At 28.8% G+C, this 24,826-nt stretch carries 16 protein-coding genes; 5 read left to right on the forward strand and 11 right to left on the reverse strand.

What is annotated here, in order from left to right; all coding sequences use genetic code 11:
- The first annotated feature begins 9 nt into the window (after window positions 1-9).
- On the forward strand, window positions 10-381 hold the full coding sequence (locus tag KO506_RS00325; protein WP_215992934.1) for a DUF1801 domain-containing protein: 372 nt from the start codon (window positions 10-12) through the stop codon (window positions 379-381).
- A gap of 27 nt (window positions 382-408) precedes the next feature.
- Here the strand turns inward: KO506_RS00325 and KO506_RS00330 are convergent, their stop codons facing one another.
- Complete coding sequence (locus tag KO506_RS00330) at window positions 409-1,365, reverse strand: transglutaminase domain-containing protein (protein ID WP_215992935.1); 957 nt, start codon at window positions 1,363-1,365, stop codon at window positions 409-411.
- A gap of 263 nt (window positions 1,366-1,628) precedes the next feature.
- Window positions 1,629-2,447: a 3-deoxy-8-phosphooctulonate synthase gene (gene kdsA, locus KO506_RS00335; protein ID WP_215992936.1), complete on the reverse strand. Its 819-nt coding sequence runs from the start codon at window positions 2,445-2,447 to the stop codon at window positions 1,629-1,631.
- 69 nt (window positions 2,448-2,516) lie between these two features.
- Here kdsA and KO506_RS00340 point away from each other — a divergent pair, with 69 nt between their 5' ends.
- From KO506_RS00340 to KO506_RS00350, 3 genes are read left to right on the forward strand one after another with little or no spacing between them, the layout of a single operon-like run.
- Window positions 2,517-3,551 carry a M28 family peptidase gene (locus KO506_RS00340; protein WP_215992937.1) on the forward strand — a complete coding sequence of 345 codons (1,035 nt, stop codon included), beginning with the start codon at window positions 2,517-2,519 and terminating at the stop codon, window positions 3,549-3,551.
- A 50-nt stretch (window positions 3,552-3,601) separates the two neighbouring features.
- Window positions 3,602-4,084, forward strand: a complete 483-nt coding sequence (locus KO506_RS00345; RefSeq protein ID WP_215992938.1) for a DUF4136 domain-containing protein — start codon at window positions 3,602-3,604, stop codon at window positions 4,082-4,084.
- 8 nt (window positions 4,085-4,092) lie between these two features.
- Window positions 4,093-4,449: a TfoX/Sxy family protein gene (locus KO506_RS00350; protein ID WP_215992939.1), complete on the forward strand. Its 357-nt coding sequence runs from the start codon at window positions 4,093-4,095 to the stop codon at window positions 4,447-4,449.
- Between the two features lie 2 nt (window positions 4,450-4,451).
- On the opposite strand, the gene KO506_RS00355 is transcribed toward KO506_RS00350, so the two are convergent.
- From KO506_RS00355 to KO506_RS00375, 5 genes are all read right to left on the reverse strand, one after another.
- Window positions 4,452-5,531: a nucleotidyltransferase family protein gene (locus KO506_RS00355; protein ID WP_215992940.1), complete on the reverse strand. Its 1,080-nt coding sequence runs from the start codon at window positions 5,529-5,531 to the stop codon at window positions 4,452-4,454.
- A 118-nt stretch (window positions 5,532-5,649) separates the two neighbouring features.
- Window positions 5,650-5,829 carry a hypothetical protein gene (locus KO506_RS00360; RefSeq protein ID WP_215992941.1) on the reverse strand — a complete coding sequence of 60 codons (180 nt, stop codon included), beginning with the start codon at window positions 5,827-5,829 and terminating at the stop codon, window positions 5,650-5,652.
- A 26-nt stretch (window positions 5,830-5,855) separates the two neighbouring features.
- Window positions 5,856-10,241 (reverse strand): DUF6923 family protein, encoded by a 4,386-nt coding sequence (locus KO506_RS00365; RefSeq protein ID WP_215992942.1) that lies wholly within the window; start codon window positions 10,239-10,241, stop codon window positions 5,856-5,858.
- 334 nt (window positions 10,242-10,575) lie between these two features.
- The gene (locus KO506_RS00370; protein WP_215992943.1) at window positions 10,576-11,022 is read right to left on the reverse strand and encodes a hypothetical protein; all 447 of its coding nucleotides are present in this window, start codon (window positions 11,020-11,022) and stop codon (window positions 10,576-10,578) included.
- A 101-nt stretch (window positions 11,023-11,123) separates the two neighbouring features.
- Window positions 11,124-17,762, reverse strand: a complete 6,639-nt coding sequence (locus KO506_RS00375; RefSeq protein ID WP_215992944.1) for an MG2 domain-containing protein — start codon at window positions 17,760-17,762, stop codon at window positions 11,124-11,126.
- 170 nt (window positions 17,763-17,932) lie between these two features.
- Between KO506_RS00375 and KO506_RS00380 the strand changes: the two genes are divergently transcribed.
- A complete protein-coding gene (locus tag KO506_RS00380) occupies window positions 17,933-19,285 on the forward strand; it encodes a UDP-N-acetylmuramate--L-alanine ligase (protein ID WP_215992945.1) in 1,353 nt (450 codons plus the stop codon).
- Here the strand turns inward: KO506_RS00380 and KO506_RS00385 are convergent.
- From KO506_RS00385 to KO506_RS00400, 4 genes are all read right to left on the reverse strand, one after another.
- Complete coding sequence (locus KO506_RS00385; RefSeq protein WP_215992946.1) at window positions 19,269-20,381, reverse strand: nucleotidyltransferase domain-containing protein; 1,113 nt, start codon at window positions 20,379-20,381, stop codon at window positions 19,269-19,271. The genes KO506_RS00380 and KO506_RS00385 overlap by 17 nt on opposite strands.
- Window positions 20,371-21,498 carry a hypothetical protein gene (locus KO506_RS00390; RefSeq protein WP_215992947.1) on the reverse strand — a complete coding sequence of 376 codons (1,128 nt, stop codon included), beginning with the start codon at window positions 21,496-21,498 and terminating at the stop codon, window positions 20,371-20,373. The genes KO506_RS00385 and KO506_RS00390 overlap by 11 nt, the downstream gene beginning before the upstream one ends.
- A 95-nt stretch (window positions 21,499-21,593) precedes the next feature.
- The gene (locus KO506_RS00395; RefSeq protein WP_215992948.1) at window positions 21,594-21,764 is read right to left on the reverse strand and encodes a hypothetical protein; all 171 of its coding nucleotides are present in this window, start codon (window positions 21,762-21,764) and stop codon (window positions 21,594-21,596) included.
- Between the two features lie 27 nt (window positions 21,765-21,791).
- Window positions 21,792-24,668: a lamin tail domain-containing protein gene (locus tag KO506_RS00400; RefSeq protein WP_215992949.1), complete on the reverse strand. Its 2,877-nt coding sequence runs from the start codon at window positions 24,666-24,668 to the stop codon at window positions 21,792-21,794.
- Window positions 24,669-24,826 lie beyond the last annotated feature (158 nt).

The following is a 24,826-nucleotide window of genomic DNA, read 5'->3' on the forward strand; positions in this document are numbered from 1 at the left end:
TACAATAAAATGAAACCTGCAGAAGAATACATTTTAAATCAACCAGAACCTTTTAAATCTATGTTAATGCATTTACAGATTTTAATTGAAGGTTCTTTTCCTGAAGTTGATTTAAAATTTAAATGGAAAATTCCCTTTTATTATTTAAATGATAGACCTTTTTGCTATTTAAACCCATCTAAAAAGAAAGGATATGTAGATGTTGTTTTCTGGGTTTCTGCACATTTAACTAAGTATAATGAGTATTTGATTTCAGACAACAGAAAAGTAGTAAAATCTCTAAGATATTTTAAGTTAGATGATATTAATGAAGAAATTCTATTAACGGTTTTAGATGAAGCACATCAACTAAAAGAAAAAGGATTTTATAAAAGGAGTTAAAAGTTGTGTCTACAAGTCTTTTTGATCTTACCTAACCTTAACTTTAAAATGCAAAGCATCTTCTTTATTGATAAATAAAACCAAGTCTGTATTTCTATTCGGGTTTTTTATTGATAATGTAGTAATACCATTTTCCGATTTTATAACTGGTTTTAATGCAAATTTATTTCCTTTTAGAGTATAAAAAATAAGTGCATTTGTATTTAGATTTTTAAATTTTAAAGTGATGTTCTCTGATGATTTTAGGTTGATTATTCCAGTTTTTGGTGCAATTAATTCAGCTTGTAAACTCAAAAAAGTCTGACTATAAATTGGCTGATTGTAAAATTCTTGAATGCTCATTCTACCAAAACGTAACACCCAAAGGTTGTCTTCTGGAAAATGGGTTTTAAAAATTTTATCTTTAGGCATATTAAAAAAGTAGTTGTTAAACTTTCTAATCCATTTGCCATTATATTCGTAACCAGCTGCCCAAGTTGCATCTAAAATTATCCAACCATCATTAATTTTTACAGCATTCCAAGCATGATTTGTGGAGCTTTCTATCTTGCCAATTTCATTGGAATTACTTCTAACATTGCCTTTTATTACTTGAGATTCAATCTTTAATAAATCACATATTTTCTTAAAAGATTGTGCATATTCTTCACAAACACCCATTTTTGTTCTAAAAGCTGTATTGACCAATTCATCTTTAATAGCTTGTAGTTTTAGTACTTTTTCTTCTTCGGATGCATATCTAAATCGATATTTTCTTTGCCTAGGATTGTAGTATTCTTTTAAATTATATCTGATGTTCTTTGTCAGCCAAAAAAAGGCAGCTCTTACTTTATCAACATCTTTAGTAAAATCGCTTTCAATTTTATTGGCTAAATCATCAACCTTAGAAAATCGTGGATATTGTAAAACTTTGGCATCAACTTTTTCAAAATCTTGAGAAAAAGTAGCAGTAGAAATTAAAAGAAAAAAGATGAGTTGTTTCATTATAGTGTATTAAACAACTTAAGAAATCAAATATTGTGCCTTGCCTGAAAGGTTTCTTTAAAAGCTTCTAGGTTTTCTGTTTTAAAGAATAAATGCCTACAAGGTGTTGGAAACCTTGCAGGATATATGTTTCTGTTTTATGGAATTGAGTGAGCGCGTTAAGGATTGAGTGGTCTGTTTGAGCTCTTTTTTCTTTTTCAGAAAAAAAGCGAGTAGCGAAAGCCTGTTAAAACGCCCAAAAACTATTTTAAAATAAATTGTATTTATAAACTATTAATCGTTTTACGAATTGTAACCAAATTACTTAAAAGACTTTCTAAATTGTCTAAATGTAACATATTTGCACCATCAGATTTTGCGTTTGCAGGGTCAAAATGTGTTTCAATAAATAAACCATCAACATTATTTACAACTCCAGCTCTTGCAATGGTTTCTATCATTTCTGGTCTTCCACCTGTAACACCTGCAGTTTGATTTGGTTGTTGTAAAGAATGGGTTACATCTAAAACAGTAGGTGCAAATTGGCGCATTTCTGGAATTCCTCTAAAATCTACAATCATATCTTGGTAACCAAACATTGTACCTCTATCAGTAATCCATGCTTTTTCAGAACCTGCATCTTTTACTTTTTGTACAGCATGTTTCATGGCAGCTGGACTCATAAATTGCCCCTTTTTTAAGTTGACAACTTTACCTGTTTTTGCAGCAGCAACTACCAAATCTGTTTGACGAACCAAAAAAGCTGGAATTTGTAAAACATCTACATATTCTGCAGCCTTGGCAGCATCAGAAACTTCGTGAATATCAGTTACTGTTGGTACGTTAAAAGTTTCTGAAACTTTACGTAAAATCTTTAATGCTTTTTCATCTCCAATTCCTGTAAAACTATCAATTCTACTTCTGTTTGCTTTTTTAAAACTTCCTTTAAAAATGTAAGGTATTTCTAATTTATCAGTAATAGTAATTACTTTTTCAGCAATTCTTAATGCCATTTCTTCGCCTTCAATGGCACAAGGCCCACAAAGCAAAAAGAAATTATTAGCATTTGTATGTTTTATATTCGGAATTTCAGATAATATCATTTGTAAAATTTTACACAAAAATAAGCATTTAAATTAGTTATATTTATGCTTTAAAATATTAGAAATATTATGACGAAAGCATTTAAAATATTAGTTGTTTTAGGATTGTTTTTATTGAGTAGCTGCAAAATAGCTGTTAAAGGAAATGATGGTAAAGATGGTGTAGATGGAGCATCAGCAGAAAAAACTAGCAATTTAAAAAAGGAAGTTTTACCATTTTTTATTGATTCTGCAACAGTAAAAAAACACTTATACACATTAGCTTCTGATGATATGGAAGGTAGAAAATCTGGTACAAAAGGTATAGAAAAAGCTGCACAATATATAGAAAATGAGTATAAAAAAATTGGTTTAACCACTTTTAATGGTTTAGATTCTTACAGGCAAATTTTTAATTTTACACCAAGAAGAAGTAAAGAAGAAATTACAAGTGCAAATATTATTGGTGTTTTAGAGGGTAAAAGTAAAAAGGACGAATATGTAATAATTTCGGCACATTATGATCATTTAGGAATTAGAAAAAAAGAAGGCGAATTAGATAGTATTTATAATGGCGCAAATGATGATGCTTCTGGTGTAGCTGGTGTTTTAGCTTTGGCAGAATATTTTAAGAAAGTGGGTAATGAAAGAACTATTGTTTTTGCTGCTTTTACTGCAGAAGAAATGGGGTTAGTAGGTTCTACTCATTTTGGAAAAGGAATTGATGCTAGTAAATTTGTAGCTGGTATTAATTTAGAAATGATTGGCAAAATACCAAGTTTTGGGCCAAATACAGCTTGGTTAACAGGTTTTGAAAGATCTGATTTTGGTAAAATAATTCAGAAAAATTTAGAAGGAACAGGTTATCAATTATTTCCTGATCCGTATAAAAAGTTTAATTTATTTTTTAGATCAGATAATGCTTCTTTGGCTAGGTTAGGGGTACCTTCTCATACTTTTTCTACAACACCTATTGATGTAGATAAAGATTACCATAAAGCTTCTGACGAAGTAGAATCTTTAAATATGACAGTAATTACGCAAACTATTCAGGCAGTTGCAAAAGGTACAGCAAGTATTATTAATGGAAAAGATACACCAACAAGAGTAGTGTTAGAAGAGTAATAATAACAGTTTAAATGAAGTATATTAAGTTTCTTTTTTTGTTTTTATTGATGAGTTGCTCATCATCTAAAGTGATAGCAGATTACGACTCTGAAATCGATTTTAATAACTTTAAAACCTATAATTTTTTCGAAGATTTAGGTAAAGGATTAAACGAGTTAGATATAAAAAGAGTTTTATCAGCTATAAATACAGAGCTTAATAAAAAAGGATTAACGCAAAATGATAATCCTGATTTTTATATCAATGCAATTGCTAATTATTCAGAAGCTCAGAACTCTAATTCTATAGGAATTGGTATTGGTTCTGGAAATAGAAATGGTGGTTTTGGAATTTCTGGAGGAATACCAATAGGAGGTAAAAAATTAAATGAAGAATTTATTATTGAGTTTGTAAATGCTAAATCCAATGCAATTATTTGGGAAGGGATTTTAAATTCTACCATTAAACAAAAACGAGAGCCAGAAGAGAAAGAATTACATTTTAAAAATATTATCAGCAAAATTTTAACCCAATATCCTCCAAAAAAATAATATACTAAATGGCTTATAATGAGTTTTTAGCAGATAGAGTTGCGAATTTTTTTATAGATAAAAAGGTTTCTTTTAATGAGAAAAAGATGTTTGGTGGTACTTGTTTTATGATAGACGATAAAATGTGTGTAGGTGTTATGAAAGATGAAATTATGGCTAGAATTCATCCTGATAAATATGAAGAATCTCTAAAAAAGGAAGGTTGTAAAGAAATGAACTTTACAGGTAGAACAATGAAAGGATATGTTTTTTTGTCTGTAGATGCTTATGATTTAGAGGTTGATTTACATTATTGGTTGCAATTGGCCTTAGATTTTAATCCGCTTGCAAAAGCGAGCAAAAAGAAAAAGGTTATAAAAAAATAAAATTAAGCTGCCATTTTTTTAAGTTTTAACCTTATTAATAAATCATTAATAAGCCAATTTCTATATTCTTTATGTGAAATTGTTTTTAAGATAAAATCTCTTTTTCTGATAAGATATAGTTTCAATTTAATCTTCTTATAATCTTTTTTACGTTTTTTTTCATCAACTAAATACAAGTTAAAATCTTCTAAATACTGTTCTATTTCTGAGTTAGACTCGTAAGTTAGTGAGTCAATCTTATTAAATGTTTGATAGCATGAGGCTAAAAAACAATTTAAAGGATGTTTTAAGTGATAGAATTGTTGAAAAGTCTTTTTAGCATTCGTTTTTTTTGATAATAAATATGCATCATAAGCGTGTTTTAAAGTAAGGTTTTTTATATAATAACCATCATCATTTATCTGATTAGAAAGTATAGATAAAGTCAATTGATGGTCGTAGTTTAAAACAGTTATATCATTAATTTTAATGCAGTTTTTTTCAATAAGATTAAAATTAAATTCGTCAGCAAATTTTTGAATTAAAACCTCTTTATGAATTTCTACAGGAGCTACACAATTTTTTTTATGTAATCTTGGGTGGTGTCTGAATATAGGTGAATGATGTTTAAATTTATTTACTTTAGTGTAACCAAATTTCTTAACTAAGATAATTGTCTTGATGTAATTTTCTTTAGAAACTATAAAATCAATATCAGCAATCATTCTTTCTGCAATATCATCATAAATATCTTGAAAAAGACTTCCTAAACCTTTCAAAAAAATTGGTGTAATATTATTCTCAATTAAAAGTTTATTTAATTCTTTAGCCTGTTTTAAAATTTCTAAATTTCTATCGAGATTTAATTGTGTAATGTGTTGCATAAACTCAACTAAATCTGATGGTAAATAACTAAGAAGATTGGCTTTTTTAAGATTGCAGTATAAAGCAGGGAAAACATAGTGGCTTGTGCTTAGTTTTACAACTGCTTCCCAATTAATAGCTTCGTTTTTTAACTGATGTTTTATAATTTCTAGATTATGTTTTTCTCGGTTAATTGTTAAACATTTACCAATAAAAAACAGCGTTTCTTTATAGTTCATAATCTAATATTTTAGAAACAGTTGTAATCATTTTGTTTGGTTATCAGTTTTTTTTAATCCTAGTTTTAGAATATTTTAAAAAAAGCACCTCATTTTTAGGAGGCGCTTTTTATAATTTTTATGAACCCCAATCATCACCAGGTGTAGCTGGGCCACCACTAAATGCTTGTACTTTTTTTGGGTTTAAAACTACATAAGTGCCTAATGCAGTTAAAGCTGCATATTTACTATATTTACCGAGTTTTTTTAATGCTTCTTTTCTTGTAATTTCTTTAGATTTTTGTTCTGAATTTTTCATTATTAAATTTTAAAAAAGTTAGGGGATTAATTGATGATTATCTTTTTTGATAATTGTATTTCATTATCATCTAAATTTACAATATAAATACCTTTAGATAGTTTTGGAAGTTTTATTGTGCTCAAACCAGTTGATGTAATTTTAGTATTTAATACTTGTTTGCCATCTATTGCGTACATTTTAATTTCTGCATTTTTAGCTTGTAAACCTGCAATAGTTAAAATGTTTTTTGATGAATTATAGATATTTATATAGTCTGTACTTACACTAATATCATCTGTACTTAAAACACTGTTTGTAGTGGTATGTATATAAAAACGACCAATACCATTTAAAGAAGCATTTAAAGTGATTTTAAAATCTTCTAGACTTAAATTTGTAAAAGTATTGTTTTCTCTATCTTCTAAATAAACATTTATGTCTGAAGGTAGGTTATTTATTTCTGCATTAATGGTAATTTCTTCGCCTATAGCAGCAGTTATTCCTACAGGTACAACCATGTTTTCATAATCAGAATTTGGTAATGATTGTACTTGAAATTTTACACCTTGAAACTCTACATTTGAGTTGCTACTTAATAAATGGGTATAAATATCTAAAGGATTTGCAATTCCGTGAAAAGTTCTACCATCTAAACCATTGTCAAACTCTGTAGTAGCATTTTGATTATAGTATATTTTAGCAACTCTATTTTTATTACCATCAGTCATATTTAATATAATTTCTGATTTTGCTGTTTTTTGAAAACTACCAGAACACGAATGACATCTAACATTTTTATTAATTGTAATATTTGTGTTGTTTCTAGCTTTTACTAAAAATCCTTGAGTTGGAGCAGCAATAAAATCATCAGCACCAACATAAACTTCATAATTGTCTTCTTGTTGATTCCAAACCCAAACAGCTTCCATTACTAAATCAGAGGTATTGTCTTGTAATAAGTCTTGAGTGCTAATATTTGTAGAGTAAGGATTAGAGATTAAATTGTAACCACAACCTGTGTTTAAAACAGGTATTGTAACATTTTCTGTATTTAAAGTTCCTGTAAAAGTTAAAGGTTCTTCTGTATTATCTCTTTTTATAGAATAACCAACACCAGGTGTAGCATTCAATGAACCACCTGTTTGTAAATAGCTCCATGAATCTGTAGGTGTAACATATTCTGCAATTGCTATATCTGTATTTAAGGTTGGTATATTGTTAGCTGTAACAAACTCATCATTAAAAGTATGTCCATTAAGTGGAGATCCCATTAAGTACCAGTTTGTAGAAGTGGTTTCTCTTTCTTGCCTAACTTTACCAGAACAAGAAGATAAAGAATTAAATCTTGCACCAGATTTTATTTTTAGAGATTTTAAATTTACTGGGCTATAAGATGTTGGGTAATTTGTAACTCCTGTATTTGGTATTGTTACATTGTCGCAATATAAATTTTTATGTGTATTATTTTTCCAATTGCTACGTTTATGAAAGTCTTCACTATCATTACCAACCCAAACATTTTTTATAGGTGCTTCTCCACAACCTCTTAATCCTCTTGTACCTGAAGGATTAGAGTTAGTTTGTTTAAACCTTGTACTTGGGTTAGACCAACCAGAACTTGTACCTGAGCTAAAAAACTGATTGTCATTTTCATAATCTTTAATACTTAAGTTACAATTTCTAGTTTCTACACCTCCACCAGACCAAGAATCTCCTGGATCTGTTGCTGTTAATTCACCAAACATATCATAAATAGTACCACCAGAAGTTGTAATATTTGATAGTATAATGGTGTCATCACCATCAAAATTAAAATCATGCTCTATAAAAGTAACATCTCTAAGTTCATTTTCTATTAAATAATCTTCAATTTCAGAAGAACCAACAACTAAAACCTCACCACCAGAAAGTGTACCAGAAGAAATGGTTAAAGCATTAGAGTAATTTGCACTATTACCTTCTGCAACAATATTTATACATACATTATTGTTAGAAAAATTAAATGTTCCTGTTGTTGGGTTAAAAATTTCTATACCTCTTGGTGCTGTACCAGAATCAGATTCTATATACTGACTAATAATAAGGGTAGAGGTGTTTGCTGCTGCATTTGAAACAGATAATAAAGCTTGCTGAACTTCAGTAGCACAAGGATTTGAATTACCTATAACTATATAATAAGTTGTGTTATCTAAACCACTAACTACTTCTATATCTAAAGTTGCTGTATCTGCTCCTGAATATATACCTTGGTTTGTAATTGCTTCTCCACCATTTTCAGGATCACCAATATACCATTGGTAGGTAATATTGTCATTATCATTTCCTAGGTTTCCGTAAATAGGAGTACCACTATTATAAGAAGTTGCAGTTGAAGATTGACCAACTACTGTAAATGAAGCTGTTTCGTATTCTAGAACACTGCTATTAGAAGGAGAAGAAGTTATTTCTACTGTTTGTGCAATTGCTTCATAACCATTAACACCATTATAACCTCCAGAACCACCAATAACTTGACCATTTGATTGGTTATAACTTGTTCCATCTAAAACTCCATCTCCATTTGCATCAATTCCACCAGATTCAGTAACATCATAACAACCATCATTATCAGAATCCGTATCAAATGTATCAATAAGTCCATCACCATCAGTATCAGAACTCGATTCATTAGAATCTAATATACCATCATTGTCATCATCATCATCACAAGAATCAGAAATACCATCACCATCATTATCTGGGTTTCCAGATGCTACTGAATCACAAGGATTAGCAATTAATTGTGCATTTTCAGTTTCTTCTAAATTATCATTATCTAAATGTGTTAATCTTACATAATATCTGTTTGTATATAAACCTGTAGCAGAACTTATAGTTAAAGTTGCAGTATTTGTGTTAGAATATACCCCAGTATCTGTTAATGCAATGCCATCTGTATCTGGATTTCCTAAATACCATTGATAAATAATTCTAGCAGAAGCATTTCCAGGAGAATCGTAAACAGGACTTCCGTTTAAATAATTGGTTGCTTGCTCTGCTGTAGCTATTACTGAGAAAGAAGCAGTGCCACCAAAGCCAGTAGTATCATCTGATGGAGATGTAGTAATAGTCATTCTGTGAGCTTGGTTTTCTGAACCACTAGAACCATTGTATCCTCCAGATCCACCAGTTACTTTACCTTCAGAGTCAAAACCATTTCCATCTAACATTCCATCACCATCATTATCTACACCTCCAGCTTCTACAACATCGTAATAACCATCTGCATCAGAATCTAAATCTTGAGAGTTAGGTGTACCATCATCATCTGTATCTAAACAAACTTGGTTACCAGATAAATCTACACTTAAAACTTTTGCACCATCATTTGTGTTTGAAGCAGGGCCGTTTGAAAAAACGGTGGCTGTCAATCCATTTCTTAACTCCATTATATAAATATCACCTGTAGTGTTATTACTCATGTAAAAATTACCATCTAAAGTTGTATAAATTGCTCCATAATTACCTGATGGTAGGCCAGAAATATTCCCTTCAATTGTAGCAGTTTCGTTTGTAGTATCTATTTTATGAAGTTCATTAGAACTATTTTTTATACCATAAATATTTCCATCAGATGTGTTATATCCTAAATCAATTAAATTTCCACCTGATCTAGAAAAAGAAGAAACTTCTGTTTTATAAGTTGGAGAATCTGGATCACCATCAAAAACTTGAACTAATGAAGGAGTAGCAGTTACATATTGTTTTTTAATTGGGTCATAAGCTCCAGAAACTGCAGAATCACTGATGTTTAAAGTATCAACAATGTTAAAGGTATAAGGGTCAACTAAAACTACTTGATTAGAACTTTTATTAATTGCCCAAAAATAACCATCATCTTCGTTTACAGTTACTCCATTAATATAGTATGAAAGTGTTTGATGCAGCGTAGAAACACCAGTATCTAAATCAACTAAATAAACATTCGTTGGGTTTCCTTGAAATAAGTAACCTTTTTCTGCATTTGGGAAACTAGTAACTGTGTTAGCACATGCTTCGTCTTCATCTAAAATACCATCATTATCATCATCTAAGTCACAGATATTGTTAACTCCATCACCATCAGTATCATTGGCAGTAGGTGTGCCTATAATAGCACCATCAGTACAAGGGTCATTTTTGCCTATAAGACTCTTAAAGAAATTACTTTTCGAAGAAGGTTTTTCTTCTGAAATAGTTTTGTCTATTGTTGGGGCTTCGTTTTCTGAAGTTTTAGTAAAAACATTTTTATACCATAATTCTGTATTTGTATCAGAATTTAAAATAGTGTTCTCAGTAAAATTTGAAAAATCATTTTGAAGATTATTCTCATTTAAGTTATTTAATTGAGCATGTAAAGAAAAAGACATAACGTTAATAATAACGAAAAGTATAATGTTGGGGGACTTCATAAGTATTTAATTTAGTAGTTTTTTTAATTCATTTATTAATGTTGATAATTTTATTTTAAATTATAAATACGTTAATAATTAGTCTATCACAGAAATTTCTGGATATTACTAATTATTTGTAAATAAGCTAGTTATTGTTTTGCTAGTTATTTATGTAAAATGTTGTGAAAATGTTTGTTGTAAACTAAGATTAGAGAAAATCTGATAGTAAAAAAGAAAGAAATCATATTATTTGTTTTGGGGGTTAAACTAAAATACAAGACGAATATATGTAAAAAAAAATAAGAATTACTTAAAAATGTTAAATAATTCTTATTTTTTTTATTGAATGTGCTTAAAATTGGTATCTAACTGATAATGCTACATTTGAGTTTAAACCATCTAAACCACCAGCAAAACCTATTTCTGGTCTGTAATCGATAGATAATAAGATTGGTGCATTAAAATCATATTCTAGACCAATAACTCCAGAACCATAAATACCTGTTCCGTTTGCAGAAACAATTCCACCACCAGCACCTGCGTACCAGTTTAATTGGTCTTCTAGACTCCAAACCCATTCATATAATCCAGTTGCTTTAAAGTTAGAGAATTCGTTAGCTAAACCTAAATCAATTTCTAATCTATTGTTACTGCCTAAAGCTTTTTGATAAGAAATTTCTCCTCCAACACCATCTCCACCACCAAAACGTAAACCAATTGCATTGTCAGAAATACTTTGTGCGTTCATAGAGATTACAGACGCGAATAATAAACCAATTGATAAGATATATTTTTTCATAATATTAGTTTTATTTTAAAATTAATAATGATGCAAATCTAAATTTAATAGTTTTACTTTTTTAACTCATATGAATAAGATATTGTTAAAATCGATAAAAATTAATTCTCAATCTTTAAACGTATACCCTCTGAGTGGCTACTAAATTCTGGTGCATACATACTTTGTATGGTAGAGATACCATTGCTAAAATTACCAGCGTTATTTACTCTAACATCATATTCAAAAACATATACACCTTTTGGTAGTCTATCAAAAAAGAAATTGGTAGCAGCATCTTTTGTGCTTTCATAATACCCTAAATTGTCTTGCCATTTGTATTTAGAAAATACATTTATAGGTTCTACAGCAGAAGCTCTCATATCTTTTAAATGAATAAATTCCATATTTCTGTCTGAGCTTAATTCAATTCTTACTGTAATTAAATCTCCAACTTTTAAATGTGTTTTATCAGTAATTTCTTTTAGTTCTTTACCAGTATCAGAATTTACTTTTAGGAATAGTTTTTTCTTTAATTTTAAAGGTGTTTCTGCGGATGTAATTTTGTCTAAATCTTCAAAATATTGCCAATATAAACCACCCCAAGCAATACCATTATTTTTTTTACTGATGGTAACAGTTGCCATTTCTGGAGTAATTTCACTACCATTCCAAGAAGTTTTATAATAACCAGTTCCAGCTTCAACTTTTACATCATCCAACTTTGTTGGGTCTATTTTTCGATTTCCGATTTTTATATCTACTAGTTCAGTAGTAGAAATCCAGTTACTGCTATTTAAAAGTAAAGCATAAACAGCTTCTGTTGTTGCTTTTGTGGTTTTCCATCTGTTAGTTTGCTTATTTTTTAGTAACCAAATTTTTAAATTATCAATAGTTTTTTCATCATTTTCTATTTCAGAAAAGGTTTCTATTAATAAAGAATGTGTTTCTACAGGTGCTTGATAAAAGTAATAACCAGCAGTATTATTTTTCCAATACATACCTAATTCATCAGAAATAATAGCGTTTTCTTTTAACGATTTTAGAATTTTATTAGCTATTGTTTTTTCATCATTTCTAAATAATGTTAAAGCAATTTGTCCTTTTGCATACAAATTATAGTCTTTCCAGTAAATAATTGTTTGCTTTTGATAGTAATTAAAAGCGGTTTTAAGATTGTCATCCATAGAAAAATCAGCATAAAAACTACGCATATACAAGTATTGAATGGTAAAATAATTCAAGTTATTGTTTGATAAATATTCTTGATACGCTTTTTCTCCTTTCTTTTTTGTTTTTGCTTTTTGTTTTGCTTCTTCTGCTTTGTTTAATAGCTTTTTATATTGTTCAACTATTTCATCATCTAAAAAATGAACAGCATTTTTAATCATATTTTCTGTTGATGAATTAAAATCTGTAATTCCCAATTTTTGTAAATGTCCAAAACCAGTGGCAATATGTTGGGTTATAAAATTACTTTCGTAAGTAGCTCCCTTAAACCAAGGAAACCCTCCAGAATTCATTTGAATGTCTTCTAATTTTCGAATCGCTTTTTCTTGTTCATTTTTCATTTTATTTAAATCGAACAACAAGGCAATACGTTTCTTTTGCTCGGTTTCTGATTGTGCATCTCTTAACCAAGGTGTTTCTTGAATAATTAAAGATTTTAACTCTTGATTTTTTTCTAAGTTCGATAAAAGCGCATCCGAAGATTTCCAAGCATTAAAAACTTCTTGAATTTTAGGATTTGAATTTGCTACAAAACTTGCTAAAGTATTTGCATAATATCTTGAAAAAGTTTGCTCTGCACACTCATAAGGATATTCCATTAAATAAGGCAAACTTTGAATTGCGTACCAAACAGGATTTGACGTTATCTCTAAAGTAAACTTATGATTTTTTAAGGTTGATGAGGTGTTGTTTTTCAATTTATCTAACGTAAAAGTTTTGGTTTGATTAGAACGAACCCACATTGGTAATGTCTCTGTAACCAGCATTCTGTTCGTTAAAACTGGTAATACATTTTGTTCTCCATCAGAAAAATCGCCAGCTTTTGCAACAATTTTATACTGTACAGTTTGTATGTTTTCTGGTATTGCTAAATGCCAAGATACGTTAGTATTGCCATCTTTGTCTACAATAAAATTTTTGTTAGCATTTTTGTTTTGTAACTCTGTATTAATTACTTTTCCAGAAATACCATCCGTTAAAATTAGTTTTGCAAAACCACTTAATTGGTTATTTGTTAAGTTGGTAATTTTTGCACTGAATGTAATTGTATCTTTTTCTCTTAAAAAACGAGGTGCATTAGGTACAACCATTAACTCTTTTTGGGTAATAGTTTGCATTGTTTTTGATGCATATTTTACATCAGTAGTATGTGCTAGTAATTGCAATTTCCAACGAGTTAAAACTTCTGGCATCGTAAAAGAAAAACTTACTTTACCATTTTTATCTGTTTTTAATTGCGGATAAAAGAAAGCTGTTTCTTTAAAGTTTTTACGTGCTTTAATATTGCTTAACTCTTTATCTAGTTTTGCTTGTCCTTCTTTTGTGTTGATAATTACAACTCCGTTTGCAGCTCTAGAGCCATAAAGAGCAGTTGCTGAGGCATCCTTTAAAATATTAATCTGTGAAATATCATTGGCACTTAAATCAGGATTTTCTACAATAACACCATCAACAATATACAAAGGTGCTTTGTTTTTGTCTAAAGAATTTGCTCCTCTTAGAGTTATATTATCACCATTTTTAGATATTGAATCGCCTGAAGTAAATCCATTTAAAGCAGTAACCTCTTCTGAAATTGTTTCAGCTTCAATGTCATCAGTACTAATTACTGAAACAGCACCAGTTACTGATTTGTTTTTTGTGGTTCCATAACCCACAACCACAACTTCATCTAAATCTTCTAAATTTTTTGCTAAAGAAACATTTAATGTAGAGGAATTTTCGGTTTTAATTTCTATGGATTGATAACCCAAATAGCTAAAAATTAAAACATCATCTTTTTTAGCAGTTATGCTGTATTCACCATCAAAATTGCTAATGGTTATATTTTTTGTGCCTTTAATTAAAATGTTAACACCAGCTAAAAGATGCCCTTTTTTATCAGAAACTCTTCCTTTTATAGTACCTGTAAATTCTCCGGATTTATTATAGGTAGATTTTTCTTTTTCTTCTTGAAATTTAAGGGCTATTTTGTTTAAATACTGTTGATTAACCCATCTGTTTTTTCTAAAACTAAAACCAAACCAATTGTAAGTTGTGTTTTTTATTGATGGAAAATTATAATAATTCCTTTGATTATTTTTTATGTAAAAATTTGAATTCCCAAAACTTTTATATGCGCTGCTAGAACTATAAGAATAATATTTAGGTTTATTAGGTGTTGGGTTAAAACTCCAATGATGTGTTTTAAATTCATCTAAAGAAGCATCATACATAGAGGCTAAAACTTCTGCAGCAATAGCATCGTTTTTATCATCTTTTATGGTAAAACTCCAAGTTTCTTCTTGGCCAGGTTGTAATTTATCTCTAAAAATATTTGTGGTAATACCAATGTTGTTTTTAGGCGGATATGGAACATTAATTAACAAATTTCCGCTTTTAAAATAGTTATAATTTACAAAGTGATATTTAATTGCAAAACCACCAATATCTTCTTTGTTTATCGGAATTTGAATTGTTTTGACATTATTGTTTAATTGTATAAATTTTGTGTCTATTATTTTATGATTTTTTTCAATTTGTACAACTACAGTCATGTTTTTAGAAGCAGAACCTAATTGCAGTTCAACAATATCATTAATAGTATAATTCGCTTTAATATTACTGATAGTAAACAATTGATTGTCTGAAACTTTATTTTCTGTTGATGAAAAAAGAGTAATAATTTTTTCGTCTTTAACATCTTGCCCAAATTTGTCTTTACTTTCTAAAATGATGAGGTATTTACCAGAAACCCAACTTTTGGTATTGTTTAGAATAATTTCTTTAGAATTTTCTGTGTTAAAATCCGCAGCAAATACTTGTTTTCCTTTTTGCCAATTTTTAGCATCAGTTTCATCCTTTAAATAAGAATCGTTTGGAAATAAAGTTTTAAACGTATTTTCAGAAATATCTTGATAATCTGGTGCAGCCCAAGGTCTTTTTCTTAATGGATTTTTAGGAGCTTGTAATTTGTATATTTTAAGTGTTCCTTTTGCCTTAACAAATTCATTATTTAAATTTTTTGTATCAATTTTTAAAATTGTTTCTTTTTGGTTTTTATCAATTTTGCCATCCACAGAAAAAGAAGCTATTAAAGAATGATACCCAACTTTAATAATTGAGGTCGCTGAGCGACTTTCGCCATTAACATCTGTAACATCCGCAGTTATTTCGTAGCTAAAAATTGGTAAACTTTCTTTAGAAACATTTTCATCAGGCAAAGCCTTAAACTGTATTGAAAAATTACCTAAATGATCTGTAATACTTTCTCCATTTGTAATTTCTTGAGAACTTGAATATGAATTTGGATTTCGCCAATAATACCAACTAGGGTATTGCACTTTTCTATGAACTCTATACACTACTTTTGCATCAGTAATATTGGCACCAGAAAATGCTTTTGCAAAACCATTTACAGTTACAGAATCATTAATTTTATAACTTTCAGTTACTGGTTTAAAATCAGTTTCAAATTTTGGTCTTTTGTATTCTTCTACAGAAATTTCTTTGTAACTATCTTCGAAATAAACATTTTCACGATCATAAAATTTACTTTTAGATTTGGAACTTTCATCCACTTCTATTTCAAACTCACCAGTTAAACCATTGTTAGGCAATATAAATTGACCTGCTACAGAACCGAATTCATTTAATTTTAAATTTAGTTCTTTAACAATTTGGTTATTTACATCTGTTAAGCTAATTGTTACATATTCGTTTTTTAAAACTGAAGATTCATCAGCTTGTTTTTTAATAGCAATTACTTTAAAGTATACAATTTGTCCAGGTCTGTAAATACTTCTATCAGTAAAAATAAAAGGCTTTATGGTTATTTCATCATCTGTTTCTATATTATCTTTAGCACTTTGATTTCGGAAATAATAACTGCCAAAAATTGCAGCATCATTTTTGGTTTTTACAGAAATATTAACATTATTAGAATAGCTTTTGCTTTTAAAAGATGCGAATCCGTTTTTGTCTGTAATTAGTTTTTTGTAAAAATACTGACCTCTAATTCTTTGCTTATTGTTAAGATCTAATACTGCGTTTTCTATCGGTGTTCCTGTATTTCTATCAACTACTTGATAATTGTACTTTTCATTAAAAGTGTTTTCTATTAAAGTTAAATTGGTAACTTGAATAATAGACGTTCCGTAAATTGATTTTTCATCTAAATTTTCATTTTCAGAAGCGACAATTAAATACATTCCGTTTTCTAATTTCGGAACAATTATTTCTGATGAATGTGCTAAATAATCACCTTTATTTCTTAATTGATGTTGCCAATTTTTATGTTTTTCAAGCTTTTTTAAAATAGCTTTTCTATCTTCTATTCTGTAAGTTTTATTAAAAGTTTCTTGCTGTTTTTCATTGATTTTATAACTCGTAAAAAAAAGTTTTTCTATATTTTTATAAGTAACTAAAATTCTAGAGTTTGTATTTATAGGGATGTATTTTTCTGATTGAATAGAAAGTGTTTTTGCTTCAATTTGCTTTTTTAATAGGATACATTTTTCTGCACCAAAGCTGTCATTAAATTTATTTATTATGTTTTCACAAATTTCTAAAGCTTGTATGTTTTTAGCGTTGTTTTTGTGAATTTTTGCAATTTCAAAAGCAAATAAACCACTAGCTTTGTGGTTTGCAATTTGCTCTTGTGCGTTTTTAAAAGTTTGTAAAACTAAATCACTTTTATTCTTAAAAATTGCATGTTGTTTTATAAAGTTTAAACGTTCTATATCAATATTGGCTAAAGCATTTTTATTGTTTGTTTTGATATGAAATGCAAGTAATTTCTGATAGATTTTTAAAGCATTTAATTGAAGTGATAAACTGTCTTTAGAAGCAATTTTTAAGTTTTTAAAAGTATTTGCATCATTTAAAAAATCAGGATTATCAATTGTAAATTTGTAAGTAGGTCTTGTAATTGAATTTTCTGATGTTTTATAGAAATTAAGTGCGTTTTGTGCTAAGAAATCGAATAGAGTAGGTGTGTACTCTTTTGTTGTTTTTTGTATTTGAAGAATATCAGAAAAAGCTTCTATTTCTATTTTTTGTAGTGCTTTTTCATCACCTAAAGAAACATTGAAATAGTCATTAATTTCTTTAAATAAAGTGTCTAAATCCCAAGTTCTAAAATCATCAATATTAGTTTTATTATTTGTTTTTGTTCGGTTATAAAATTTATATCTATTTTGATTGTAATATTGCCAATATAAATTGGCTAAAATATTTTGTAATACATTACTGGTAGGAAAATTACTATTAGCAATTTGCTTTTTAAAACTATTAATAATTTTTAATTGTGCATCTTCTTCTAAAGTTAACGCAAACTTACTTTTATAAAAAAGTGATTTTATAATTTGAGGCGAATTGTTCTCTATTTCTGCTTTTGCGTATATTTCTTCTACGATTTTTAATGCTGATTTTGGTAAATCATCCACCTCAAATTTTTCAACTTCTAGCCAGAGGTTGTCAAAACTATTTTGAGCAGATGTAATTGTAGAGAATAATATAAGCATTAATAAAGTAGTTGTAATTTTTTTCATAATCAATAGATTTAATGTTGTAAAGCACGTATAAATCATTTAGTAAAACAATTAATAATTAGTAAACTGTTATTTTGAGTTCGTAAAACTATTTTTTAGTTGAGTTTAGTTCTAAAGATAATTAATATTGGGTAAGCTTTTGTATTTTTACTTTTTAATAATTTTTAGACATGAACATTCATTTTATTGCAATTGGAGGAAGTGCTATGCACAATTTAGCAATTGCTTTACACCAAAAAGGATACCAAGTTTTTGGTAGTGATGATACTATACACGATCCATCAAAATCTAGATTAGAAAAATATGGATTATTGCCAAAAGAATTTGGATGGTTTCCTGAGAAAGTAACTGCAGATTTAGATGTAGTTATTTTAGGAATGCACGCAAAAAAAGACAATCCTGAATTGTTAAAAGCACAAGAATTAGGGTTAAAAATATATTCTTATCCTGAGTTTTTGTATGAACAATCTAAAGATAAAACTAGAGTTGTAATTGGTGGTTCTCATGGTAAAACTACCATAACTTCTATGATTTTACACGTGTTAAATTATCATGAAAAAGAAGTAGATTATATGGTTGGTGCACAATTAGAAGGTTTTGAAACCATGGTGCATTTAACAAAAGAGAATGATTTTATTGTTTTAGAAGGAGATGAATACTTGAGCTCACCAATTGATATGCGACCTAAATTTCATTTGTATAAACCTAATATTGCACTTTTAAGCGGAATTGCTTGGGATCATATTAATGTTTTTCCAACGTTTGAGAATTATAAAGAACAGTTTTCTGTTTTTACTGATTCTATGGTAAATGGTGGTAGCATGGTTTATAATAGTGAAGATGATAATGTAGCTGAAATTGTAGAATCTTCTGAAAATCATATTAAAAAATACCCTTACGAAACTCCTAAACATTTTATAGAAAACGGAATTACCTATTTAGAAACAGCAGAAGGAAATTTACCTTTAGAAATATTTGGTAAACATAACTTACAAAATTTAGCTGGAGCAAAATGGATTTGTCAGCATATGGGAATTGATGAAGATGATTTTTATGAAGCAATTGCTAGTTTTTCTGGAGCAAGTAAACGTCTAGAAAAGATTGCTGAAAGTAATACTACTGTAATTTTTAAAGATTTTGCACATAGCCCAAGTAAGGTTGCTGCAACTACCAAAGCTGTAAAAGAACAATACTCTCAGAGAACAGTTTTGGCTTGTTTAGAATTGCATACCTATTCTAGTTTAAATGCAGAATTTCTGTCAGAATACAAAGGAGCATTAGATTTTGCTGATAAAGCTGTTGTCTTTTATTCGCCACATGCAGTTAAGATTAAACAATTAGAGGAAGTTACAAAAGAGCAAATTGCGAATGCTTTTCAAAGAGACGATTTGATTATTTACACGAATCCTGCTGAATTTAAAGAGTTTTTGTTTAGCCAAAACCTAGAAAATTCTTCAGTAGTATTAATGAGTTCTGGCAATTATGGAGGTTTAGATTTTAATGAAGTTAAACGTTTGGTTTAGTTTTTTTTAGGCCGAATTCTATCATTTTTTTTCTTAACCATTTTTTATCTGTCATTGTGTTTTTAAACCAAATTCTATGTTCTTTACTAACAATTGATTTATAAGTCATAAACACTCTATGATTTAAAATTATTTTTTTACTTATTTTTTTATGATGTGTTTTTCGTAAAATGTCATCATTAAGAAATTTGTTAAATAATTTAAGATAAGATTTAGTGTTTTCATTTGATGAATATCTTAAAGAATTAGGTTTGTTAAAAATCACATAACAACTGGATAAAAAGCAATTTAGTGGTTTTTTGAGTTTAGCTAAATTATTGAAAGCTGCTAAAGCTTTTGTTTTTTTAGAAAGTAAAAAAACATCATAAGCATTTCTTAATGTTATATTTTTATACAAAAAACCATGATCGTTTATTTGTTTAGCAATTATTGATAGTGCTAATTGATTTTCAAAACTAAGTACAGTTATATTATCTATATTTTGAGTGTCTTTTTCTATTAAATTAAAATTAAACTCATTTGCATATTTTTCAGTTAAAAGTTCTTTATGTATTTCAACAGCTGCGATATTATTTTTTTTATTTAATCTTGGGTAATGTTTAAATTGTGGGAAATCATAATCAGTTTTATGCACTTTTTCATATCCAAAATTTGCTAAAACTTTAATTGTTAGGGGGTAATTTTGTTTTGAAATAATAAAATCAATATCACCAACCATTCTTTCAGCAATATCATCATATAAACCTTCTAATAAATTTCCAGTTCCTTTTAAAAAAATAGGAGTGATATTATTGGCAAGTAATAACTCATTAATTTCTTTGGCTTGCTCAATTATTTGTTGATTTCTTTCTCTGTTTAAATCAGTGATGTGTTTCATATAATTTACCAAATCAGCTGGTAAATAATTAAGAAAGTCAGCTTTTTTTATGTTGCAGTATAAAGCAGGAAAAACAAAATGAGCTGTACTTATTTTAACAACAGCTTCCCAATCAATAGTCTCTGACTTTAATTTCTTTTCAACTATTATTTTATTACTTTCTTCTTGGTTAATAGTTAAACATTTTGCAATAAAAAAAAGCGTTTCTTTATAAGTCATTAGAAAATAATTTATGAACAGTGTCTATCATTTCTTTATTGTTAGAATAAGTTAATTGATAACAATTTAAATTAACAAACCAATCTAAAAATACTTGTGCATTTTCTGTTTTAGGTGAAAGCCAAGAATCAGGAATTAACTGCTGAAATGCATCAATTTTAGAAATTTTTGTACAAGTGAGTTCACTATCTTTTTGATATTTAATAAAAACCAAATCGTTGCAAGGTAAGTGAGCAAAGTAATTAGTGTTATTGGGTTTTAAGTACCTAACAATTTTATTTAACTTAACCAAGTTGTATTCTTTGCCATCTTTAAGTTCAGGGTAAATAGGTAATAAAGTTTCTAAACTATTTTTTTTGATGGAGATTGCAGCAGGAAAGCTATATACTTCTTGTTTTTTAACATCTACAGGTACAAAATCATCAGCTAAACACGTAAAACCATTGGCTTGTAAAAGTGCAAGTGAAGTACTTTTTCCATTACCAGAATCACCTAAAAAAAGTATAGATTTTTCTTCATTACTTACAGCAGAAGCATGGAATACTCCTAACCATTCATTTTCTTCTTTTTGATGAATTCTTTGAATGAATTCCATAGAAAATTTACCCTGAAAATAGTGCACATTATTATGACTCCATGAATCTATATGTTTATTATTTACGTATAAGAATATGAAATTGTTATTAATGAAAACTTCAAATTCGTTTTCATAGTTTTCGGTTTTATCAATAATTAAATGAGAGAATTTTGGATGTATTAAATCGAGTTCAGTCTCACTTAAAAATGAAATTTTAAAGACAACATTATTTACTTTATAATAATTTACAAAATTATAGTTTCTAGGTTTTTCTATATCTCTGTAATCATTAATGATTGCTTTTTTATTGCTTTTTTTTGGGTCATTTAGCTCCTTTTTTAAATGAATTATAAAGTCAGCAGCTTTTTCTAAAGGAACGTCTAATTTTTTAGATAATGAAAGCGCAATTTCTTTAACCGAAATTCCCTTATTTAATCGTTTTAAAACATCAGCAGTTGTGTTTTCTAGTATTAAATATTCATTTCTGTCTTCAAACCAAGTAATGGTTTTATCCTCAATTTTTTTATAGAGTGTCTTCATTTATTTCAATATCGATAAAAATACTTATTTTATATTTATATCAAATAAAAAACGCCTCAAAAAATGAGGCGTTTATAAGTTTATTTTAAATTTAATTAAAATCCAGTTCCAGGATCTGAAGGTCCTGAAAATGCTTGTGCTTTCTCTGGATTTAAAATCATATAAGTACCTAATGCAGTTAAAGCTGCGTATTTACCGTAATTACCTATTTTTTTAATAGCTTCTTTACGAGTAATTTCTGGATTGTTATCTTTAATATTTTTCATAATGTAGTAAGTTTTAAATTATCGTAATTATTCTAAAGTAATTTTTTTATTTAGTTTTCCAGTTTCAGTTTCTAATTGAACAATGTATATTCCTTTAGTCAAAGTTGGTAAAGAAATATCTTTAATTCCATTAGAAGTAAAAGTAGTTTTTAAAACCTGTTTACCAAGAATGTTAAATAATTTAATACTAGCTTTTCCTTCTGATAATCCAACAATTCTTAAATTTGAGTTGTCAGTTTTATAGATACTTACATTGTCTAAATCTAAATTTTCAATATTTAAAGCAGAAGATCTTGTATGTAAGTAAAAACGACCAGTACCATCTAAAGCTACATCAGAAGTAAATTTATATTCACTATTAGCTTCATCTAACCTTGTAAAAGTATTAGTAAATCTATCTTCTAAAAACACTTTAATTCCTGAAGGTAAATTTAAAGCTTCAGCTGTAAAAGTAATTTCTTTATTAGCTTCAGATGTAATACCTATAGGAATTATCATAGTTTCTAAATCTGAATTTGGTAAAGATTGTACTTGGTATTTTTTACCAACATTATTGCTAATTAAATTGGTGTACAATTCAAAACTATTTTTTATACCTCCAAAAATTTCACCATCATAACCATTATCGAAGCTTTTAGTAGCTGTTGGGTTGTAGTACATTTTTACAAATCTCTTATTGGTACCATCAGTTACATATAATTCGATTTTAGCATTTGCAGATTTTTGAAAAGTACCTGCAGTAGAAGTTTGGTAAGATTCTGCTAAAGTTAAATTAGTAGCAGTACTTGCGCTAACAAAAAATCCTTGAGTTGGTGCTAAAATAAAGCTTTCACCTGTTACATAAGCATCGTAAGTGTCTGTTCCTTGATTCCAAACCCAAATGGTTTCGCTAGTTAAATTAGCAGTATTACCAGATAAAAACATAGCAGAAGAAAGGTTAGTAGTAAAAGGATTACCTATTAAGTTATAACCATCATTTCCACCAGTTGCAACTGCAGCAGAAACATCTGAAGTGTTTAAAGTACCTGTAAAAGAAACTGTACCTGTTGCATCTTGTTTTATAGAAAAACCTTTGCCATTTGTAAAAGCTCCACTGCCACCTGTTTGTAAATAAGACCAAGTATCATCTGTAGTGGTATAAGTTGCAATACCAATATTACCATTAGAACTTGTAGTATCATCTATATTATTATCTATCACCCAAGAACTATCATAAGTTTCACCAGAAACAGGACTAGACATTAAATACCAATTGTCTGTTGCTAAAGATCTGTTGTATGTTACAGAACCTGTAAAAGTTGATTGAGCTGTTAGGGTAGCTCCAGAAGCTATTGTAACTGAATTTACTGTAACAGCTCCAGAAGCTAAAGGTTGATTTGTAGTATTTATAATTTGAACATCATCTCCGCTTCCTGGAACTGTTCCTAAGCTCCAGTTTGAAGCTTCTGTCCAAGAAGTATCTGTTGCTCCTGTCCATGTGTTTGTAGTAAATGGCTCTCCTGTTGTATTGTATCTTCCTGGAGAAAAATTAACTGGATTAGAAACTATAGAATTATGACCAGTTCCAGTACCAGTTAAATCAAAATTTCTTGCAAAACTTTGATTACTTAATGAAGAGTATGTGACAACATTAATAGTTGTTCCTTCAGAATTCTTAAGAGTAACTGTTTCTCCACTATTTGATAATTCTAGATTTCCTGAGGAAGATGTAACAGATAAGCCAGGGATATCAGTTGGTATACCTCCTCCAAAAACGACAATACTTCCACCAGCAGGCAAGTTCGTTGGATCAGAAAACGTATGAACTACTCCATTAGTTTCAGAAATTGTATAGCCACCTATATTTACAATTGTAGTTTCTAAGTTAACAATTTCAATGAATTCGTCTTCTCTAGAATCTGGTCTTAATCCATCTCCGTTAGCATCTCCAAAATTACTGTCACTAGCTGTAGTTGATGTTCCTGGAGAAGCCAAAATTTCATTAATAATAATATTAGGTAAATCATCGTCTGTTATAGTTAAAGTATGAGTAGCTTGAGATATCACTAAACCAGTAACAGAGCTTGTTTCTGTAATTGTAAAAATAATAGTTTCATTATCTGTGTCAACATCATCGTTAATATCAATAGTTATATTTTGAGTACTATCTGATGAAAAAAACAAAGATTGTGTAGTATAAGAATAGTCAGCAGGTTCTGCTGTACCTCCAGTAATAGCAACATCTATGTCTATTTGGTTTCCATCGTAGTTTGTTACACTAATAGGAATATTAGCACTCGTAAAAGTAGCGTCTGTTTCTGTTTCTGTACTTGTTGCAGAATCGAAAGTTATTGTTGGGTCAGTAGATGCAGGATTACCCTGTACTAAGATGTCATCAAGCCTATGATATTCAGTTCCAGCATTATTATTCATTGTTACTCTAATTTCTAAGGATCCTCCTGAAAGTCCTAATTGAGATACAGTTGCACTTGTAAAATCATCATTTAATAAACCATTTGTTGAAGCAGCAGTCCAAGTACCACTATCTATCCTATATTCTGTATTAAAAATATCAGCAGCTTCCATTGTTCCGTCTTCAACAGCAGATAATGAAAATTGAACGTTTGTAAATCCAGAAATATTTATTGAAGGAGAAATCCAGATAGCATCACCATCTATATCTCTTGCTTCAAAAATTTCGCTTGTAACTTTAAACCAATCAGTATTTGCGCTTAAATCGGTATCAGAAATGTCTACTGTCCAATCAACACCAGACAAATCTGTAGTAGGTGTAGGTCCAATAGAACCTTTATCATCTTGTCCTGTGAAGTTTTCAGAGTAAATTGTCGTTTGAGCATTCAAATTAAATGTTGAAATCCATGTTAAAAAGAATAAAAAGATTTTTAAAAAGTTTTTTTGTTTCATGAGTTTTTGATTTTTTCAGTGATAAATGTACAAAAAAATATCACTAAAACCTTATTAACGATCTATTTAACAGTAAGATAATGTTATGGTAAAATAAAAATAATATTTTTATTTTTTTCGCAAAAAAGAGTGTGTGATTTTATCAAATTCTAAAAAAT

Source organism: Polaribacter vadi (assembly GCF_018861005.1).
In the GTDB taxonomy this organism is placed as follows: domain Bacteria; phylum Bacteroidota; class Bacteroidia; order Flavobacteriales; family Flavobacteriaceae; genus Polaribacter; species Polaribacter vadi_A.

Excerpts from the sequence above, each read along its gene's own strand:
- KO506_RS00325 (WP_215992934.1), top strand. The coding sequence starts at position 10 with ATGAAACCTGCAGAAGAATACATTTTAAATCAACCAGAACCTTTTAAA.
- KO506_RS00330 (WP_215992935.1), bottom strand. The coding sequence starts at position 1,365 with ATGAAACAACTCATCTTTTTTCTTTTAATTTCTACTGCTACTTTTTCT.
- kdsA (WP_215992936.1), bottom strand. The coding sequence starts at position 2,447 with ATGATATTATCTGAAATTCCGAATATAAAACATACAAATGCTAATAAT.
- KO506_RS00340 (WP_215992937.1), top strand. The coding sequence starts at position 2,517 with ATGACGAAAGCATTTAAAATATTAGTTGTTTTAGGATTGTTTTTATTG.
- KO506_RS00345 (WP_215992938.1), top strand. The coding sequence starts at position 3,602 with ATGAGTTGCTCATCATCTAAAGTGATAGCAGATTACGACTCTGAAATC.
- KO506_RS00350 (WP_215992939.1), top strand. The coding sequence starts at position 4,093 with ATGGCTTATAATGAGTTTTTAGCAGATAGAGTTGCGAATTTTTTTATA.
- KO506_RS00355 (WP_215992940.1), bottom strand. The coding sequence starts at position 5,531 with ATGAACTATAAAGAAACGCTGTTTTTTATTGGTAAATGTTTAACAATT.
- KO506_RS00360 (WP_215992941.1), bottom strand. The coding sequence starts at position 5,829 with ATGAAAAATTCAGAACAAAAATCTAAAGAAATTACAAGAAAAGAAGCA.
- KO506_RS00365 (WP_215992942.1), bottom strand. The coding sequence starts at position 10,241 with ATGAAGTCCCCCAACATTATACTTTTCGTTATTATTAACGTTATGTCT.
- KO506_RS00370 (WP_215992943.1), bottom strand. The coding sequence starts at position 11,022 with ATGAAAAAATATATCTTATCAATTGGTTTATTATTCGCGTCTGTAATC.
- KO506_RS00375 (WP_215992944.1), bottom strand. The coding sequence starts at position 17,762 with ATGAAAAAAATTACAACTACTTTATTAATGCTTATATTATTCTCTACA.
- KO506_RS00380 (WP_215992945.1), top strand. The coding sequence starts at position 17,933 with ATGAACATTCATTTTATTGCAATTGGAGGAAGTGCTATGCACAATTTA.
- KO506_RS00385 (WP_215992946.1), bottom strand. The coding sequence starts at position 20,381 with ATGACTTATAAAGAAACGCTTTTTTTTATTGCAAAATGTTTAACTATT.
- KO506_RS00390 (WP_215992947.1), bottom strand. The coding sequence starts at position 21,498 with ATGAAGACACTCTATAAAAAAATTGAGGATAAAACCATTACTTGGTTT.
- KO506_RS00395 (WP_215992948.1), bottom strand. The coding sequence starts at position 21,764 with ATGAAAAATATTAAAGATAACAATCCAGAAATTACTCGTAAAGAAGCT.
- KO506_RS00400 (WP_215992949.1), bottom strand. The coding sequence starts at position 24,668 with ATGAAACAAAAAAACTTTTTAAAAATCTTTTTATTCTTTTTAACATGG.